This is a genomic window from Streptomyces recifensis (assembly GCF_002154615.1).
Classification (GTDB): Bacteria; Actinomycetota; Actinomycetes; order Streptomycetales; family Streptomycetaceae; genus Streptomyces; species Streptomyces griseoluteus.
The window spans coordinates 1-16191 of record NZ_MUNH01000238.1; the positions used below are offsets into that span (position 1 = coordinate 1).

Sequence of the window (16191 nt, forward strand, 5' to 3'; positions counted from 1 at the left end):
CCAGCATGACCGCGGTCATGGCGCCGCCCGCGGACAGACCCGTCACGTAGACCCGCGCGGGGTCGGCGCCCAGGGCGGACACGGCGTGGCCGGCCATCTGCCGGAGGGACAGGGCCTCACCCTGGTCGCGCTGGTTGTCGGTGCTCTGGAACCAGTTGAAGCACTTGTTCAGGTTGTTCGCCGACGTGGTCTCCGCGAGGACCAGCAGGAACTTGTCGCGGTCGGCGAGCTGGGGCAGTCCGGAGTTGTCCGCGTAAACCTGTGCGTTCTGTGTGCAGCCGTGCAGCGCGAGCACGACGGGTGCCCCGGCCGGCAGTCCCGCGGGACGGTAGGTGTACATGGTCAGCGCGCCGGGATTGGACCCGAAGGCGGTCACCCGGGTGAGCGAGACGGACGCCTGCGCGGCGGGGGCGGGACCGGCCAGGGCGGCGCCCAGGACGAGGAGGACGACGGCGACGAGGCGGAACACGCCACGGCGCCGCGGAACCCGAGGCGGAGTCTTTCCCGAGGGTGGTGTCATGTGCGGCTCCTTCGTGGGGCGCCCGGTGCACCGGCGGCGCGTCACGGAGCGCCGACCCACCGGGCGTGCCGGAACCGTAGGTTCGGGCCGGTGCGGCCACCATGGCGCGGGACACCACAGTGGGGCCCGGGCGAGTCGGCACCGGGGGGATTGCGCGCTCCCGGGCCGTTCTGCTAGCCCGGCCTCCACGGTGACCGTCGTCCGCCCGGTCCGGTGGGCGCCGGACGGTGCACGGAGGCGGCGTCCGACGCCGTCCGCGCGGCGCACGACTGGACGGCGGTGCGCCCTCCGCCCGTGACGGCCGCCGGCGGGCGGCACGTCAGCGGGCGGTTCGGCAACGGGACTTTTCGGGCGGGCCGTTGTTCGAGGGGCCGTGCGACGGGGCGGACGTCCCCGCCGGGCGGTCGGCCTCCGCCCCGGGACCGCCCGGCCGCCCCGGCGGTCGTTCCGTCGACAGCGGTGCCCGTGCGTCCACCCGGTGTTCCGGGTCAGCGCAATTGCGCCCCCGCGTCGGCCAGCCGGGTGTGCCAGTCACGCATCAGCGCCAGGGCGCCGTCGTTGAGCAGCGTGTCCATCAACCCGCCGGCCGCGGCTGTTCCGGGTCCGGCCTGCTCCAGAACCCGGTGCTGCTCGGCGCTCGGCGAGGGCGACACGGAGGCGCCCCGCCCGACGAGGGCCCAGCGCCGTCCGTCGACGGCCAGCACGAGGGTGCCGAGCCGGGTGAGACGGCCCGTCACCGTGCGCGGGTCCACCCGCAGGACGCTGCCGAGGGCACGGTCCCGCAGGTGCAGCTCGCCCGGGCGCAGAGTGGCCAGTACGGGCTGGCAGCGGGTGCCGTTCCAGATGCTGCGCCGCCAGTAGACGATCCCCGCGTGTCCGGTCTCCGTGCTCATGCCGTGAATCATGGCATGGACACACGGAGCCTCGGCGGAAGCGGCCTACGACTCCTCCGTCAGGACGGACGGGTCCAGGGTGGCGGGGGAGGCGTGGCCGGAGAGGGCCAGGGTCAGGTCGAGTTCCGCGAGGATGCTGCGGACGACGTGCTCGACGCCCGCCTGGCCGTCCAGCCCGAGCCCGTACGCGTAGGGGCGGCCGAGCAGGACCGCGCGGGCGCCCAGGGCGAGCGCCTTGGCGATGTCGTCGCCGGTGCGGATGCCGCTGTCGAACAGCACGTCCAGCCGGTCGCCGACCGCGCCCACGACACCCGGCAGCGCGTCGGCGGCGGCGACCGAGCCGGCGACCTGGCGGCCGCCGTGGTTGGAGACCACCACCCCGTCCATTCCGGCGTCGGCGGCCGCGCGGGCGTCGTCCGGGTGCAGGATGCCCTTGAGGACGATGGGGCCGTCCCAGTGCTCCCGCAGGAACGCCAGGTCCGGCCAGGTGTGCCCGGCGTCCCCGAAGAGGCCGAGGAAGCGGAGGACGGCCGCGTTCGGGTCCTCCTCCACCGGCTTGGCGAGCCCCGCCCGGAAGGCGGGGTCGGTGAAGTAGTTGGCGGTGCCGACGCCGTGCAGGAACGGCAGGTACGCCCGGTCCAGATCGCGCGGGCGCCAGGACAGCAGCGGGGTGTCCAGCGTGACGACCAGCACCGAGAACCCGGCCGCGCGCGCCCGGCCCAGGAAGCTCCGGGTCACCTCGCGGTCGCTGCCCCAGTAGAGCTGGAACCACCGCTCGGCGTCCCCCATCGCCTGCGCGACCGTCTCCATCGGCGTGCTCGACGCCGACGACAGGATGAACGGCACGCCCTGCGCGGCGGCGGCCCGCGCGGCACCGCATTCCGCGTCCGGATGCATGATCGACAGCACGCCGACGGGCGCGAGGGCCAGCGGCGCGGTCAGCGTACGGCCCAGCACCTGTACGGAGAGGTCGCGTTCCTCGACGTCCCGCAGCATGCGCGGCACGATCCTGCGGCGCTCCAGCGCCATGCGATTGGCCCGCTCGGTGCTCCCGTTTCCCGCGCTCCCCGCGACGTATCCGACCGGGCCCGGCCCGAGCCGGTGCTCCGCCAGCTCCTCCAGCCGGGTCAGATCGGTGGGCAGCCGGGGGACTGTCCCGTTCATCCCGTTCAGGTAGATCTCGTACTGAAAGTCGGCCCAACGAGCACCCACGCCGCCGCTCCCTTTCCCTGGGGTGTCATGCTCAGCTCAGTGTGCCTCAGGGGGTGGGCGTAGCCGGAGCCTGGGCGGTCGGGTTGACGGAGCAGACCGGAACGGTGGGACAAGGGCGTACGCGCAACCTTGGGTGCGGGGAGAGAAGGACCGGTCGAGCCAACAGCGCGAGGGGCCAGGAGGGCAGTGCTCAGACCGAGTTGTCCCGCAGCCAGGCGAGCCGTTCGGCCGTGGTACGGGTCAGTGGGTGGTGGGGGCCGAAGGTGCGGGTGTAGTCCGTGTGGCAGCGGGTGAGGAGGGTGGTGGCCTCCTCGTGGTCGCCGTTGTCGATCAGGACGTTGGCGAGGTTGTCGCGGGCGTGGAGGGTGTCGGGGTGGGATTCGCCCTTGTGACGGGTGGTGAGGGTGAGGACTTCGCGGAGGGTGCGGGCCGCTTCGGCGTAGTGCTCGCGGGCGTGCAGTACGGCGGCGAGGTTGTTGCGGGTGGTGAGGGTGTCGGGGTGGGCCGGGCCCTTGATGCGCTGCTGGGTGGTGAGGACCGAGCGCATCACCGTCTCCGCCTCGTCCAGGCGGTCCAGCCGGCACAGGGCCGCGCCCAGGTTGGCGCGGGCGGCCAGGCCGGTGTCGTCGTCCTGGATACCCTGGCGCTCCAACCTGGTGACGAGGGAGCGCAGCTCGCGTTCCGCCTCCGCCCAGTGACCGGCCTTGACCAGGGCCGCCGCGTGGCTGCTGGTGGCGGAGAGGACCGCCGGGTCGTCCGGGCCGAGCAGGCGCTTGCGGCGTTCGAGCACGTCCCGACGCAGGGCGGCCGCCTCCGGCTCGCGGCGCAGGTCCTCCAGCACCGAGGCCAGGGAGGACGCGCTGTCCAGGGTGTGCGGATGGTCCGGCCCGAGGAGTTCGGCCCGGCTCGTCCACACGCTGCGCCACACCTCCTCCGACTTGCCCAACTCGCCCGTCACGTGCATCAGTCCGGCCAGGTCGGCGGCGGTCGTCAGGGTGTCCTCGTGGACGTAGCCGAGGGACCGGGACTGGGTGTACACCAGGGACATCAGCCGCTCGCGCGCCTCCTCCTGGCGACCCTCCATGTGGGTCAGCGCACGGGCGTAGTCGCGGAACGCCCGCAAGGTTTCCGGGTGTTCGGGGCCGAGCCGCTGATGGGCCGAGTTGGCGCGCATGCCGTAGAACTCGTGCGGGGGCAGGCCGACGCGGCTGATCTCCTCCTCGGTGCCGTCCTCATTGAGTAGCGTGAAGACCAGGTCGGCAGCCGGGGGCAGTTCCGGTTCGGGGGTGTCCCGACGACCGTCGTCCCCGCGTTTCCTGCGCCGTCCGAGGGCCATCCGGACCCCCTCCTCTTCTCGTCCGGCTCCGGAAGCCCTACGCCCCGGAGTGCACATGGGCGGCCCACAGGCTGGGGCTGCCGGGGAAGGCCGCCCGGCACTCCCGCACGGCGTGGTGCAGTGCGAGGGCCGCGTCCAGCTCCGCCGAGGCGGAGAGGGCGTCGCGCATACCGCCGTACAGGGTCCGCGTCACGCGCACCGCGACAGCGTCGTGCACCGGCCAGAGGGTGCCGATCGCGTGCGGGTACCCGGCGCCCTGGAAGGCCGAGGTGATGTGGATCGACTCGTCCGCCAGCCGCTCCGAACCCCGCGCCGTCTCGCAGGCGGACAGGACGGCGAGCCGGGCGTCCGGCAGCTCCAGCCGGGAGATGTGACGCACCGTCAAGGGGTGTTGCCGGTGGTCGTGCACCAGCAGCCGGGCCCCGGAGGGATCGTCCGGCTCGCTCACCCCGTGGCAGGCGAAGTGGACGTACGGATGGGCGGGGAGCGCCGCCATCACTCCGGCGAACGTGGCCCGCGGCCCCGCGATCACCTCCGTCGGCAGCAGTGCGCTCAGCTCCCGCACCTCCCGGCGCACCCCGCCGAGCCTGCGGGCGCCGGGCGCGTCGGGCACGACCACCGCGAGCAGGCGCCCGGCAGGAGGCGGGCCGGCCGCACGGGCGCGGGCGTACGCGAGGGCACGGAGGGTCGGCGTGTAGGAGGAGACCGCGCGGTCCAGCACCGTACGGGACGGGTCGCCGTGGTGACCGGCCGCGTGCAGCGGCAGCGCGGCCAGCGGGCCGCCCGGCGACCACCACAGCCTCGGCCAGACACCGTCCGTCGGCGGGGCGGACAGCCCCAGCGCGTCGAGGACCGGCCCCGTGACGTGGTCCCACGTCCAGGCCAGCACCTCCGCGACCGTCTCCTGCGCGGCCCGCTCCCCGTCCGGTACGGACGCCTCGGCGAGCGCGGTGCCGAGCCGGCGCGCCTGCGCCTCCACGGCGGCAAGTCCGGCGCCCGGCAGCGGCACCGGCAGCACCCGGTCCGGCAGCAGGACCAGGGCGTCGCTGCGATACGGGCTCGCGTACACCAGGACCACCGGCCCCCGCCCGGCACACGCCCGCGCCTCGGCGGTCGTCGGACCGCCCAGGAAGTCACCGAAGCCCGGCAGGGTGCGGATCTCCGTGACCAGGTCCTCCCAGCGGGCCGCGAGCACGTGCCGCTCATCGGTGTCCTGCTCCGCGGGGTCCAGCGCGTCGATGAGATCCCGCAGCTCCATGAAACGGTCGGCGGCGTCCGGATACGCGACACGCAGCCGCTCCAGCTCGGCGCGGGCCGAGATGGTCCGCCCGAGCAGCACCCCGCGCCCCTGCTCCAGCAGCAGCACCGCCCGGTCCAGCCGGCCCAGGTGCACCGCGCACGCGGCGGCGTCCGCGGCGAGCCCCTGCACACTGGTCAGCCCGTGTTCCTGGTCGTCGCGGGTCAGCCGTCTGCCGATGCTCAACGGCAGCAGCGCGAGGGCGAGTTCGAACCCGTCGAGCGCCTGCTCCCAGCGGCCCGCGTCCGCCGCCGCGATGCCCCAGGAGTACGCGGCCCGCACGCGCTGCGCGGCGGGCAGTGCCGTGATCCCGGCGACCTGCCGGTAGGCGTCCTCCGCCGCGAGCAGCACCGCCGGGTCCTCGGTCACCGCGTGCAGGGCGCGCAGCGCGGACGCGTACGACTGGAGCCGGTTGGCGGTGGGGGCCGCGCCGAGGGTTGACGCCCACACGGACCGGCCGAGTGTGGTCACCGCCTGGTTCAGCAGTGTCGGGTCCTCGGCCGCGCGGGCGCCCGTGAGCTGGGACAGGCCCAGATTGTGCAGATAGTCGGCGTGCGCAGAGGTGCCGTACGCCGTCCGCTCCACGGCCTCGGTCAGCAAGGCGGCCGACTCGGTGAGGTCGGCCGGGTCGCCGCCGGACCTGTACCGCTGGAAGAGGGCGTTGCCGAGGTGGTTCAGCCGCATGGCCCGTTCCGCGCCCCCTGGTGGAGTGCGGGCCAGCACTTGCCGGGCCGCCTCGACGGCCTCGGCGGCGGCGTCCGCGTCACCCGTGCGGTCGTACCAGGTCTGGAGGACCACGCCGAGGTTGGCGAGCTGGGTGTCGGAGTCCCCGGCCGTGCGGGGGGCGTTCAGCGCCGGCCGGGCCAGGCGGGCCGCCTCGCGCAGGGTCTCCAGGTCGCCGGTCTGGTGGTAGCGCTCGCGCAGGGCCAGGGCGAGGTTCGCCACCCGGCCGAGGTGGCCCTCCTCCTGCGGCGACGGCTCCGCGACGGCGGCGCGCAGAACGCGTACGGACTCGTCCAGCAGAGTCGCGTCGCCGGTGCGCCGGCCCAGCCGGTGCAGGGCGTTGCCGAGGCTGTTGAGCCGGTGCGGGCGGGCCCGGCTGCCCTCCGGCGTCTCCCCCACGGCCTCGCCGAGCAGGGCCACGGCCGCGCGCAGCGGCTCGGTGTCGTCGGTGTGCTCGGCCGCCAGCCGGAGGGCCACGCCCAGTCCGGTGAGGGCGCGCGCCCGTAGCGGATGGCCCCTCGGGGCCGCGGCGAGGGCGGTGTCGTGGGCGGTGACCATGGCCTCGATGTCGGCCGGGTCGCCGGTGAGTTCGGCCTTCGTGCGGCAGGCCGTGGCCAGGTTGAGCAGGGCCTGCGGGCGGCGGGGCGCCGGAGTGTCCCCGAGGGCCGCCTTCAGCAGGTCGACGGCCTCACGGGCCCGGGCGGGGTCCCGGTGCAGCTCGGCGGTGTGGCGGAGGCTCGCCGCCAGGTTGTTCCGTACGGTCGGCAGCTCCGGGGAGTCCTCGGGCAGCAGGGCCAGGGCCACCCGGCGCAGGTGCTCCGCCTCCGCGAGGTCGGCGGTGTCGCCCGTGGCCTCGCCGCGCTCGGCCAGCAGGCCGCCGAGGGTGTCGAGGATGAAGGGCCGGTTGTCCCAGCCGTGCATGGGCAGCTCGGCGGCACGGCGCAGGGCGGTGATGCCCGCCGCCAAGTCGGCCGGATCACCGGTGAGTTCATGGCGGTCGGCCAGCATGCGGCCCAGGAGGCGGAAATCCTGCTCGTCCGGCGCGGGGCCTGCCGTGAGCGACTGTCCCTCGGTGATCGACTCGTCCAGGTCCCGCCGGTCGCGGAACGCCGACCAGCGCATCACGAGGGTGCTGCGCAGTGCCGCCCGGCACGCGGTGGCTGCGGGGCCCTCGGGCGCCGCCGCGCGGAGGGCCTCCCGGCAGATCCCGACCGCGCTGTCCAGTGGACGACGGTCACCTGACCGATTGAACTCGTCGATGAGCGCCGCGACTTGGCGCAGCGCGTGCCCAGTCGCTCCGTGCGCGTCCGACATGACCGGCCCCCGTGTGTGACGCCATGGGCTCTTGAGTCCCGAGCCCGATTTTACCCAAGTGGTCCCCGCCGCGCCCTCGTTATGCTGAGTCGCCGGTGGCTGGTCCTGGGAGGTACGACGATGAGCGGGCTCGACGAGTACGGGGACGGCGGCCCGGGCCACGAGCGGCTGGCGGCCCTCTGTCACCGGTTGGCCGAGCGGGCGCCCGGACTGGGCCCCGAGGGGCGCCGGTTGATCGACCACATCACCACCGAGGTGCGCGGCGGACGACCGCCGGAGGAACTGGAGGACTCCTTCGACGAGTTGGAGGACCTCCTGCTGGCCGCCGGCTTCACCGCGGGACTCGGCTCGTACCGCACCGACACCCCGCCCGTCTATCAGCGGTTCCCCGGCGGTGGGCACCCGCTGCTGCGCGTACTGGCGTGTCCGGGCGGCGGCTGCGCCCGCGTCGAGGCACCCGAGCCCGAAAGCCCGGCCCAGTGCCGGATCTTCGGGCGGCCGCTGCGGGAGATCAGGCTGCGCCCGTGACCGCCTTCCTCAACGCGCTCAGCGGCAAGCTGGCCGAACGCTGGCTCGCCCTGCTGGCCATTCCCGGCCTGGTGTACCTCGTCGCGCTGGCCACCGCCGTCACCCTCGGCCAGCGGCACTGGCGCGACACCGGGCGGCTGCGCGAGCGCCTCGACGCCCTCGCCGCCGCCCCGGCCGCCCACAGCGTGGGGGTGCTCGCGGTGTGCGCGGTCGCGGTGCTGGCCGGGGCCGCGCTGACGGGAACCGGTGCGCAGGCGCTGGGCGCTCTGGTGGAACGGGTCTGGCTGACGGGTCCGAGCGGACCGGTGACCCGGTGGCTGACGGAGCGCCGGGCGCGCGGATGGCGGGCCGCCGACGGTGCCTACCGTTCGGCCCTGGTCGCGGCCGGACGGGCCCGGCTGGGCGGTGCGGCCGACGCGGACGCCCTGGTGGAGGAGGCGGAGGCGTGGTACGCCCGGCGCAACGAGGTCGGGCTCGTGGCGCCGCGCCACCCCTTCTGGACCGGAGACCGGGTCACGACCCCCGACCGCCGCGTGTGGCGGGCGTACCGCCTGGACCTGACCGTCGCCTGGCCCCACCTCTGGCTCCTCGCCCCCGACAGCACTCGCGCCGAACTCGGCACGGCGCGCGCCGCCTTGAGTACCGCCGCCCGGCTCACGGCCTGGGGCCTGGCCTACCTGCTGCCGGCCGTGTGGTGGTGGCCCGCCGCGCTGGTCGGCGCGGCCACCGTGGCGACGGGTGTCGTACGCGGCCGTACGGCTGCGGCGTCCTTCGCGGAGCTGGCGGAGGCCCTGGTCGACCTCCAGGGCGCGGACCTGGCCCGCACCCTCGGCCTGCGGTGCGAGGGCCGGCTCACCCCGGAGACGGGGGAAGAGGTGACCCGGCTGCTGAGCAAGCCCGACTGAGCCCGTCGACGGAGTCACACGGCGGCCGGCGCCGGTGCCTCCGTGATCGCCGGCACCGGGACCTCCCTCGTCCGCACCCAGCGCGCGCCCTCCGGCCCGTAGGCGGCCCGCGGTTCCGGGAACAGCCAGAGCAGGGCGAGGTACAGCACCGCCGCCACGGCCAGCGACAGCGGCAGGCTGATGTCGACCCCGTTGGCCAGGTCGCCCAGCGGGCCGACGAACTGGCCGGGGATGTCGGTGCAGAGGATGCCGAGGACCGCCGACGCCCACCACGCGGTCATCCCGCGCCAGTTCCACCCGTGGGTGAACCAGTAACGACCGCCCCGCTGGCGGCGGTTGAAGACCTGGAGCGCGTCCGGGTCGTACCAGCCGCGCCGGGTGAAGAAGCCGATGATCATCACCACCATCCACGGCGTGGTGCAGGTGATGATCATCGTGGCGAAGGTGGAGATCGACTGCACCAGGTCCAGGGCGAACCGGCCGAGGAAGATGAACGCGATCGACACCGCGCCGACCAGCATGGTCGCCCGCACCCGCGACAGGCGGGGGAACACCGAGGAGAAGTCCAGCCCGGTGCCGTACAGCGCGGTCGTGCCCGTGGACATGCCGCCGATCAGGGCCAGCAGGCACACCGGCAGGAAGAACCAGCTCGGGGAGATCGCCAGCAGCCCGCCCACGAAGTCGGGCGCCGCCGGGTCGACGTACTTGGGGGCCTTGGTGGCGATGATGCTCGCCGTCGCCAGGCCGAAGACGAAGGGGAGCAGGGTGGCCAGCTGGGAGAGGAAAGCGGCGCCGACCACCCGCCGGCGCGGGGCGTCCGCCGGGATGTACCGCGACCAGTCGCCGAGGAACGCCCCGAACGACACCGGGTTGGACAGCACGATCAGGGCCGCGCCGATGAAGGACGGCCAGAACATCGCACGCGTCGCGGCGTCCGCCGAGGCGGTGAACGAGCCCCCGTACGACGGGTCGAAGTCACCGGCGAAGGCGACCGCACCCAGCAGGAAGAGCACCGTCGCCGAGGTGACCGCGATCTTGTTGACGAACAGCATGAACCGGAATCCGTACACGCACACCGCGAGCACCAGCCCGGCGAACAGCGCGTAGGCGACCACGTACGACAGCGTGCCGCGCGGGAGGCCGAAGAGGCGGTGTGCGCCGCCGACCAGGGCGTCACCCGAACTCCACACCGAGATGGAGAAGAACGCCACTGCCGTCAGCAGGGAGAGGAAGGAGCCGACCACGCGGCCGTGCACACCCAGGTGCGCCGAGGAGGAGACCGCGTTGTTGGTGCCGTTGGCCGGGCCGAACACCGCCATCGGACACAGGATCAGGGCGCCCGCGAGCACCCCGAGCACAGTTGCCGCGAGGCCCTGCCAGAAGGAGAGCCCGAAGAGGATGGGGAACGCGCCCAGGACGCAGGTGGAGAAGGTGTTGGCGCCCCCGAAGGCGACCCGGAACAGGTCGAACGGGGTCGCGGTGCGCTCCGCGTCGGGGATGCGCTCGACTCCGTAGGGCTCGACCTCGGTGAGCGAGGGCGCAGGGGCGGGGGAGTCGGGGTGATGTGAGGTCAACTGGGGCTCCTGAGACGGGGTGCCGCGACCGTACGGCCGGATCGGCACGGCGAGCCAGGGGACGTTTCATCCATCCTCGGCCGCTCCGGTGGAGGGTTCGGCCATTCGGAGGGCCCGGCGAAACCCGTGCGAACGCGAGGAATCGTGAAGGTGTCACGGGCGGATCGTGAAGGGGGCCCCGGCGTGGGCGAGCGGAATGTTTCAGGCCGATTGCGCAGGCGGTGAGTTCCGGCCATCGGGCCGGTCGCCGCGGGGGGAAAGCCCGGCGTTGAGGGGCCGACGTGTTCGAATTCCGTGACTTCGCGCCACTGATTCAATACGCAATGTTACTGAAAGTCATGGGTGGGATGTGTGTTCCGGCTGCGGAATCGGCAGAGTGGCGCTCGCCGTCGCGGCGCCCCACCGGGCAATGGGCGGCACACCCTCAAAATCGAGCGGAAGGATGCACACCATGCGGAACACCGCGCGCTGGGCCGCGGCCCTCGGCCTCACCGCCGCCGCCGTCTGCGGACCCCTGACCGGTTCCGCCGTAGCCGCGCCTGCCTCCCTGTACGCGCCCTCGGCACTGGTCCTCACCACCGGGCACGGCGACAGCGCGACCACGGTCACCCCGGAGCGCGCCGTCACCCTGAGCTGCGCCCCGACGGCCACCGGCACCCATCCGGCCGCGGCGGAAGCCTGTGCCGAACTGCGCGGCATAGGAGGCGACTTCACCGCCCTCAAGGCCCGCGCCGACGTCCACTGCACCCGGCTGTACGACCCCGTGGTCGTCACCGTCCAGGGTGTCTGGCAGGGCCAACGGGTCGCCTACGAGCGCACGTTCGGCAACGCTTGCGCGAAGGACGCGCTCGGCAGCAGCGTCTTCGCGTTCTAGACCGGGATCGCACGGACTCCGTGCCGCAGGGTCGGTTTTCGCAACTGGGGAGTGCGGCCCCTGGGGCGGAGCGGCCGGCGATCCCGTACCGGGAGGGCGAGGCGGAGTGGGGCCGCCGCCTTCCGGACCCACAGCCGCTTCCCGGCCAGGCCCGTGGGGGGCCTTGCCGGGAAGCGGCACTTCCCTCCCTACGCGAGCTGCCTGCGCACCAGTTCGTGCAGCCGGCCGCCGGTGTCGGCGAGGAGTTCGGCGGGAGTCCCCTGCTGGATCACCTTGCCGTCCTCCATCACCACCACCCGGTCCGCGTCCATCACGGTGGACAGCCGGTGGGCGATCACCACCCGGGTGGCGTTCAGCTTGCGGGTCGACTCGATGACCGTGCGCTGGGTGTCGTTGTCCAGGGCGCTGGTCGCCTCGTCGAAGAAGAGGATGCGCGGCCGCCGGATCAACGCCTGGGCGATCATCAGCCGCTGGCGCTGCCCACCGGAGACCGCGCCGCTCCCGGCGACGATGGTGTGCAGCCCCATCGGCATCCGCCGGACGTCCTCCGCCAGGCCCGCCAGCTCGATCGCCGCCATGACCTCCTCCGGCGAGTACGGCTCGGTGCCGCAGACCACGTCCATGATGGAACCGTTGAACGGCTGCGCGTGCTGGAGCACCACCCCGCACTGCCGCCGCACCGCGGACTGGTCCAGCGCGCCGAGATCCTGGCCGTCGTACAGCACACTGCCGGAGACCGGCTTGTCGAAGCCGATCAGCAGGCGCAGCAGGGTGGACTTGCCGCAGCCGCTCGGGCCGACCACCGCGACGAACTCGCCCGGCCGCACCGCGAAGGACACGTCGTCCAGCACCAGCGGGCCGTCGTCGGAGTACCGGAAGGACAGTCGCCGGGCCTCCAGCGCGCCGGTCAGCGGGCCCGGCCGGGTGCTGCCCGCCCGCACCTCCGGGGTGGCGTCCAGCACCGGGCGCAGCTCCTCGAACAGCGGGAGCGCCGCCACCGCGGACACGAAGGCGCCGGTCAACTGGGTGACCGAGGTCAGCACCATCGTCACCGCCGTGCTGAAGGTGAGGAACGACGCCGCCGACATCGCGCCCTTCGCCGGGCCCGCCAGCAGCATGAACATCACCAGCGTGCACACCGGCAGATACACCGCGCCCAGCACCGAGCTGAGGTTCTTGATCCGGCCGACCCTCTGCTGGAGCTCCCGGCTGCGCGCGAACTCACCGGCCCAGGCGGCGTAGGCGTAGTTCTCCGCCGAGGCCACCCGGAGCTTGGGCAGCCCGCGCAGGGTCTGGAACGCCTGGTTGTTCAGCTTGTTGCCGAGGGTCACGAGCCGCCGCTGCCAGCGCACCTGCCACAGCCCGAGCCCCGTGAAGACGGCGCCGATCACCAGGAGCATCGCGATCGCGGCCATCGCCATCGGCACGCTGTAGTAGAGCAGCAGGCCGACGTTCATCGCGCCGATCGTCACCGACTGCGCCACCACCGGGCCGACGCCCGCCAGCAGCCGCCGGATCGAGCTGATGCCCATCGCGGCACTGGCCAGCTCACCGGTGGAGCGCCCGCTGAAGAAGCGGGTCGGCAGCCGCAACAGCCGGTCCCAGACCGCCGGCTGGAGCGAGCCCTCTATTCGCCCCTCGAGCCGCAGGATGGTGAGGTTCTCCAGCAGCGTGAACGCCGCCGACACCACCCCGCTGAGCATCACCGCGAGACACACCTGCGCGATCAGGTTCTCCCGCGCCTGCGGTACGTACTCGCCGAGCACCTTGCCCGTGGCGACGGGCACCAGCGCGCCGATCGCCACCGTGACCAGCCCCGCCAGCAGGAGGTTCAGCAGGTCGTTCCGGGTACCGCCCAGGCTGAACCGGAGCAGCCCCAGCGGGCCGAGCCGCTTCTCGGGCAGCGGCCGGTAGAACATCACCGCACGCGGCTCGAACTCCTCCGCGTTCGCCTTCTCCACCGGCGTCTCCCGGCCGGTGGCCGGCTGTACGGCGACATAGCCGCCCCGGCGCCACAGCAGCGCCACCGGCGCCCCGGACAGCGCCCGGTGACCGACCAGCGGGCCCACGTTCTCCCGCCACCAGCGGCCCTCGAGCCGAACCGCCCGGACCCGGACCCGCGAGGCCAGCGCCACCCGCTCCACCGGGTCCAGCCGCTCGCTCTCGCCGATCCCGCGCGCCGGGTCGGCCAGCGTGATGCCGGCCGCCTGCGCGACCAGCCTGCAGGCCGCGTATCCGGCGTCCGCGTCGGCCGCCGTCGTCCGCCGGTCCGAGCGCTTGCCGATGGAGGCGAGCAAGGTCTGGTCGGCCTGTGCGCGTACCGCCTCACCGGCCTTGATACCGGCCGCCGCCCGCGTCTCGTGGGTGCGCTCGAGCTGCTCGATCCAGCGGTCCAGCGCGGTCAGCAGCCGGTACTGCTGGTCGACCAGGCTCTGCCACAGCCCCGGGTCCATCAGCAGGTCGGCCGCCGCCTCCGCGCCGTACACCGATCCGTACTGCACGCTGCCCGGCGGCACCTGCATCCAGAACACGTCGTCGTCCGAGGGCGCCACCGACCTGTCCTCGGCCAGCGGCGCCTGGAACAGCACCGAAAGGCCCCGGCCCACGCCGAGCGCCAGGGCGTACTCCAGCGGGCTGGATGAGGGCGGTACGTACTGCGGGTTGCCGTACTCGTCGTAGGACCAGGTCTCGGTCTGCGCGCCCTGGTACAGCTCGCGCAGGTCGACCCGGTGCACCACGCAGTCCCGCACCGGGCGGGCCACCAGGGTGTGCTGGGGACCGGCGACCGGGCCGAGCAGCAGCGCGCCCGCCTCCACCCGGCCCAGGTGGTGCCAGTGGCCCTGCTCGGCGGCGTCCACCGCGAACAGGTCGAGCGCGCCGGCCGCCACCAGCCAGAGCACCTGCGGTCCTTCGAGATCCAGCCGGTTCAGCCCGGCGCAGTCGACCCTCGTACCCAGCGAGCCGAGGGCGCCCAGCACCAGATCACCGTCGTGCGTGGAGGTCATCTCACCGCTCCCTGACCAGCGCCGCGTACGCGCCACCGCGCGCCACCAGCTCCTCGTGCCTGCCCCGCTCCACGACCGTGCCGTGCTGGAGCACCACGATCTCGTCGCTGTCGCGGACCGTGGACAGCCGGTGGGCGATCACCACACAGGCGCAGCCGCGCCGGCGCAGGTTGTCCATCACGGTCAGCTCCGTCTCCGCGTCCAGCGCGCTGGTCACCTCGTCCAGCACCAGGATGCTGGGGCGGCGCACCAGCGCCCGCGCGATCTCCAGCCGCTGACGCTGGCCGCCGGAGAAGTTGCGGCCGTCCTGCTCGACCTTGCTGTGCACCCCGCCCGGCCTGCGTGCCACCACGTCGTACAGCGCCGCGTCCCGCAGCGCCTCCTCCACGGCCTCGTCCGGGATCGAGGGGTCCCACAGCGCCACGTTGTCGCGGACCGAGCCCTCGAAGAGGAACACGTCCTGGTCGACGAAGGACACCGAGGCGGCGAGCGCGCCGCGCGGGATGTCCTCCAGCCTGCGGCCGTCGATCCGGATCACGCCCTCCCAGGGCGAGTACAGGCCCGAGATCAGCCGGGACACCGTCGACTTGCCGCTGCCCGACCCGCCCACCAGCGCCACCTGCTGCCCCGGCCCCACCGTGAGGGCGAAGTCCGTCAGCAGCGGCTTGTCCAGCGGGCTGTAGCCGAAGGTGACGCCTTCCAGCTCGACGTGCCCGCGCAGCCTGCGGGTGTCGTCGGCACCGCCGGGACGCGCGTACAGCGGGTCGGCCTGGAAGTTCTCCACGTCCTTCAGCCGGGCCACGTCGGCCGCGAAGTCCTGGATGCGGCCCGCCACGCCGTTGAGCCGGGTGAGCGGCGCGGTGAAGCGAGCCACCAGGGCCTGGAACGCCACCAGCAGACCGACCGAGATGTGTCCCTCGACCGCCCTGAGACCGCCGATCCACAGGATCAGCGCGCTGTTGAAGGTGGCCAGCGTCGGCGCGACCACGCCCAGCCAGGCGCTCGGCACCCCGAGCTTCTGCTGCTCCTCGAGCGTCGCCGCGTGCTGCCCCGCCCACTTGCGGAAGTAGCCGTCCTCCCCGCCGGTCGCCTTCATCGTCTCGATGAGCTGGAGCCCGGTGTACGAGGTGTTCGTCAGCCGCGCGGTGTCCGCCCGCAGCTTCGCGGTCCGGGTCGCGCGCAGCCGGATCACCAGCCGCATGGCCACGATGTTCAGCAGTGCCACGCCGATGCCGACGAAGGTGAGCTGCGGGTCGTAGGTGTACAGCAGGACCGCGTACAGCACGACCACGATCGCGTCCACGCCCGCCGCCGCGAGGTCGCGGGCCAGGGTCTCGGCGACCTGGTCGTTCGACTGCAGGCGCTGCACCAGGTCGGCGGGGGAGCGCTGGGAGAAGAAGGTGACCGGCAGCCGCAGCAGATGGCGCAGGAAGCGGGCGCTGGACAGGGTGGAGGAGATGATCCGGCCGTGCAGCAGGTTGGCCTGCTGGAGCCAGGTCAGCACCAGGGTCAGCGCCACACAGGTCGCCATCGACGCGAACAGCACGCCGAGCAGCGAGGTCTGGCCGCCGATCAGGAACATGTCGATGTAGGTGCGGCTGAGCGCCGGCACCGCAGCGCCCACCGCGACCAGCAGCAGGCTCGCCAGCACCGCCGCGGGCAGGGTGCCCGCCGTGCCGCGCAGCCGGGCGGGCATCGCGCCGAGCACACCGGGCTTGCGGCCGCCCCTGCTGAAGCCGTCGCCCGGCTCCAGCACCAGCACCACACCGGTGAAGCTGCCGTCGAACTCCTCCATGGGCACGAACCGGCGGCCCTTGGCGGGGTCGTTGATGTACACCCCGCGCCGGCCGAAGCGGCGGCCCATGCCGTCGTAGACGACGTAGTGGTTGAACTCCCAGAACAGGATGGCCGGGGCGCGCACCTCGGCGAGCGCCGCGAGGTCCATCTGCATGCCCTTGGCGGTCAGCCCGTAACTCCGTGCCGCCTTCAGCAGGTTGCTCGCGCGCGAGC

At 73.5% G+C, this 16191-nt stretch carries 11 protein-coding genes; 3 read left to right on the plus strand and 8 right to left on the minus strand.

Going from position 1 to position 16191, the window contains the following annotated elements; translation table 11 throughout:
- From CCN33_RS14425 to CCN33_RS14445, 5 genes are all read right to left on the minus strand, one after another.
- The coding region (locus CCN33_RS14425) for an extracellular catalytic domain type 1 short-chain-length polyhydroxyalkanoate depolymerase (protein ID WP_140394547.1) at window positions 1–520 on the minus strand (520 nt) is incomplete at its 3' end.
- Between the two features lie 488 nt (window positions 521–1008).
- Window positions 1009–1413, minus strand: coding sequence for a hypothetical protein (locus CCN33_RS14430; protein WP_086694035.1), 405 nt, complete (start codon window positions 1411–1413; stop codon window positions 1009–1011).
- Between the two features lie 45 nt (window positions 1414–1458).
- Complete coding sequence (locus tag CCN33_RS14435) at window positions 1459–2625, minus strand: lactate 2-monooxygenase (protein WP_086694036.1); 1167 nt, start codon at window positions 2623–2625, stop codon at window positions 1459–1461.
- A gap of 190 nt (window positions 2626–2815) precedes the next feature.
- The gene (locus tag CCN33_RS14440) at window positions 2816–3961 is read right to left on the minus strand and encodes a tetratricopeptide repeat protein (protein ID WP_167387855.1); all 1146 of its coding nucleotides are present in this window, start codon (window positions 3959–3961) and stop codon (window positions 2816–2818) included.
- 37 nt (window positions 3962–3998) lie between these two features.
- Window positions 3999–7295, minus strand: a complete 3297-nt coding sequence (locus tag CCN33_RS14445) for a CHAT domain-containing tetratricopeptide repeat protein (protein WP_086694038.1) — start codon at window positions 7293–7295, stop codon at window positions 3999–4001.
- 120 nt (window positions 7296–7415) lie between these two features.
- Between CCN33_RS14445 and CCN33_RS14450 the strand changes: the two genes are divergently transcribed.
- Window positions 7416–7823: a hypothetical protein gene (locus CCN33_RS14450; RefSeq protein WP_086694039.1), complete on the plus strand. Its 408-nt coding sequence runs from the start codon at window positions 7416–7418 to the stop codon at window positions 7821–7823.
- Window positions 7820–8728 carry a hypothetical protein gene (locus tag CCN33_RS14455; protein WP_086694040.1) on the plus strand — a complete coding sequence of 303 codons (909 nt, stop codon included), beginning with the start codon at window positions 7820–7822 and terminating at the stop codon, window positions 8726–8728. Before CCN33_RS14450 ends, CCN33_RS14455 begins: the two co-directional genes overlap by 4 nt.
- 14 nt (window positions 8729–8742) lie before the next feature.
- On the opposite strand, the gene CCN33_RS14460 is transcribed toward CCN33_RS14455, so the two are convergent.
- A complete protein-coding gene (locus tag CCN33_RS14460; protein WP_086694041.1) occupies window positions 8743–10302 on the minus strand; it encodes a purine-cytosine permease family protein in 1560 nt (519 codons plus the stop codon).
- Between the two features lie 451 nt (window positions 10303–10753).
- On the opposite strand from CCN33_RS14460, the gene CCN33_RS14465 reads away from it, so the two are divergent.
- Window positions 10754–11176 (plus strand): subtilase-type protease inhibitor, encoded by a 423-nt coding sequence (locus tag CCN33_RS14465; RefSeq protein ID WP_086694042.1) that lies wholly within the window; start codon window positions 10754–10756, stop codon window positions 11174–11176.
- 188 nt (window positions 11177–11364) lie between these two features.
- Here the strand turns inward: CCN33_RS14465 and CCN33_RS14470 are convergent, their stop codons facing one another.
- Window positions 11365–14181 (minus strand): NHLP bacteriocin export ABC transporter permease/ATPase subunit, encoded by a 2817-nt coding sequence (locus CCN33_RS14470; RefSeq protein ID WP_086694043.1) that lies wholly within the window; start codon window positions 14179–14181, stop codon window positions 11365–11367.
- Between the two features lies 1 nt (window position 14182).
- A partial coding sequence (locus CCN33_RS14475) for an NHLP family bacteriocin export ABC transporter peptidase/permease/ATPase subunit (RefSeq protein ID WP_086694044.1) occupies window positions 14183–16191 on the minus strand: 2009 nt, incomplete at its 5' end.

Coding starts and splice junctions, on each gene's coding strand:
- CCN33_RS14470 (WP_086694043.1), bottom strand. CDS start 14,181: ATGACCTCCACGCACGACGGTGATCTGGTGCTGGGCGCCCTCGGCTCG.
- CCN33_RS14450 (WP_086694039.1), top strand. CDS start 7,416: ATGAGCGGGCTCGACGAGTACGGGGACGGCGGCCCGGGCCACGAGCGG.
- CCN33_RS14465 (WP_086694042.1), top strand. CDS start 10,754: ATGCGGAACACCGCGCGCTGGGCCGCGGCCCTCGGCCTCACCGCCGCC.
- CCN33_RS14440 (WP_167387855.1), bottom strand. CDS start 3,961: ATGGCCCTCGGACGGCGCAGGAAACGCGGGGACGACGGTCGTCGGGAC.
- CCN33_RS14430 (WP_086694035.1), bottom strand. CDS start 1,413: ATGAGCACGGAGACCGGACACGCGGGGATCGTCTACTGGCGGCGCAGC.
- CCN33_RS14445 (WP_086694038.1), bottom strand. CDS start 7,295: ATGTCGGACGCGCACGGAGCGACTGGGCACGCGCTGCGCCAAGTCGCG.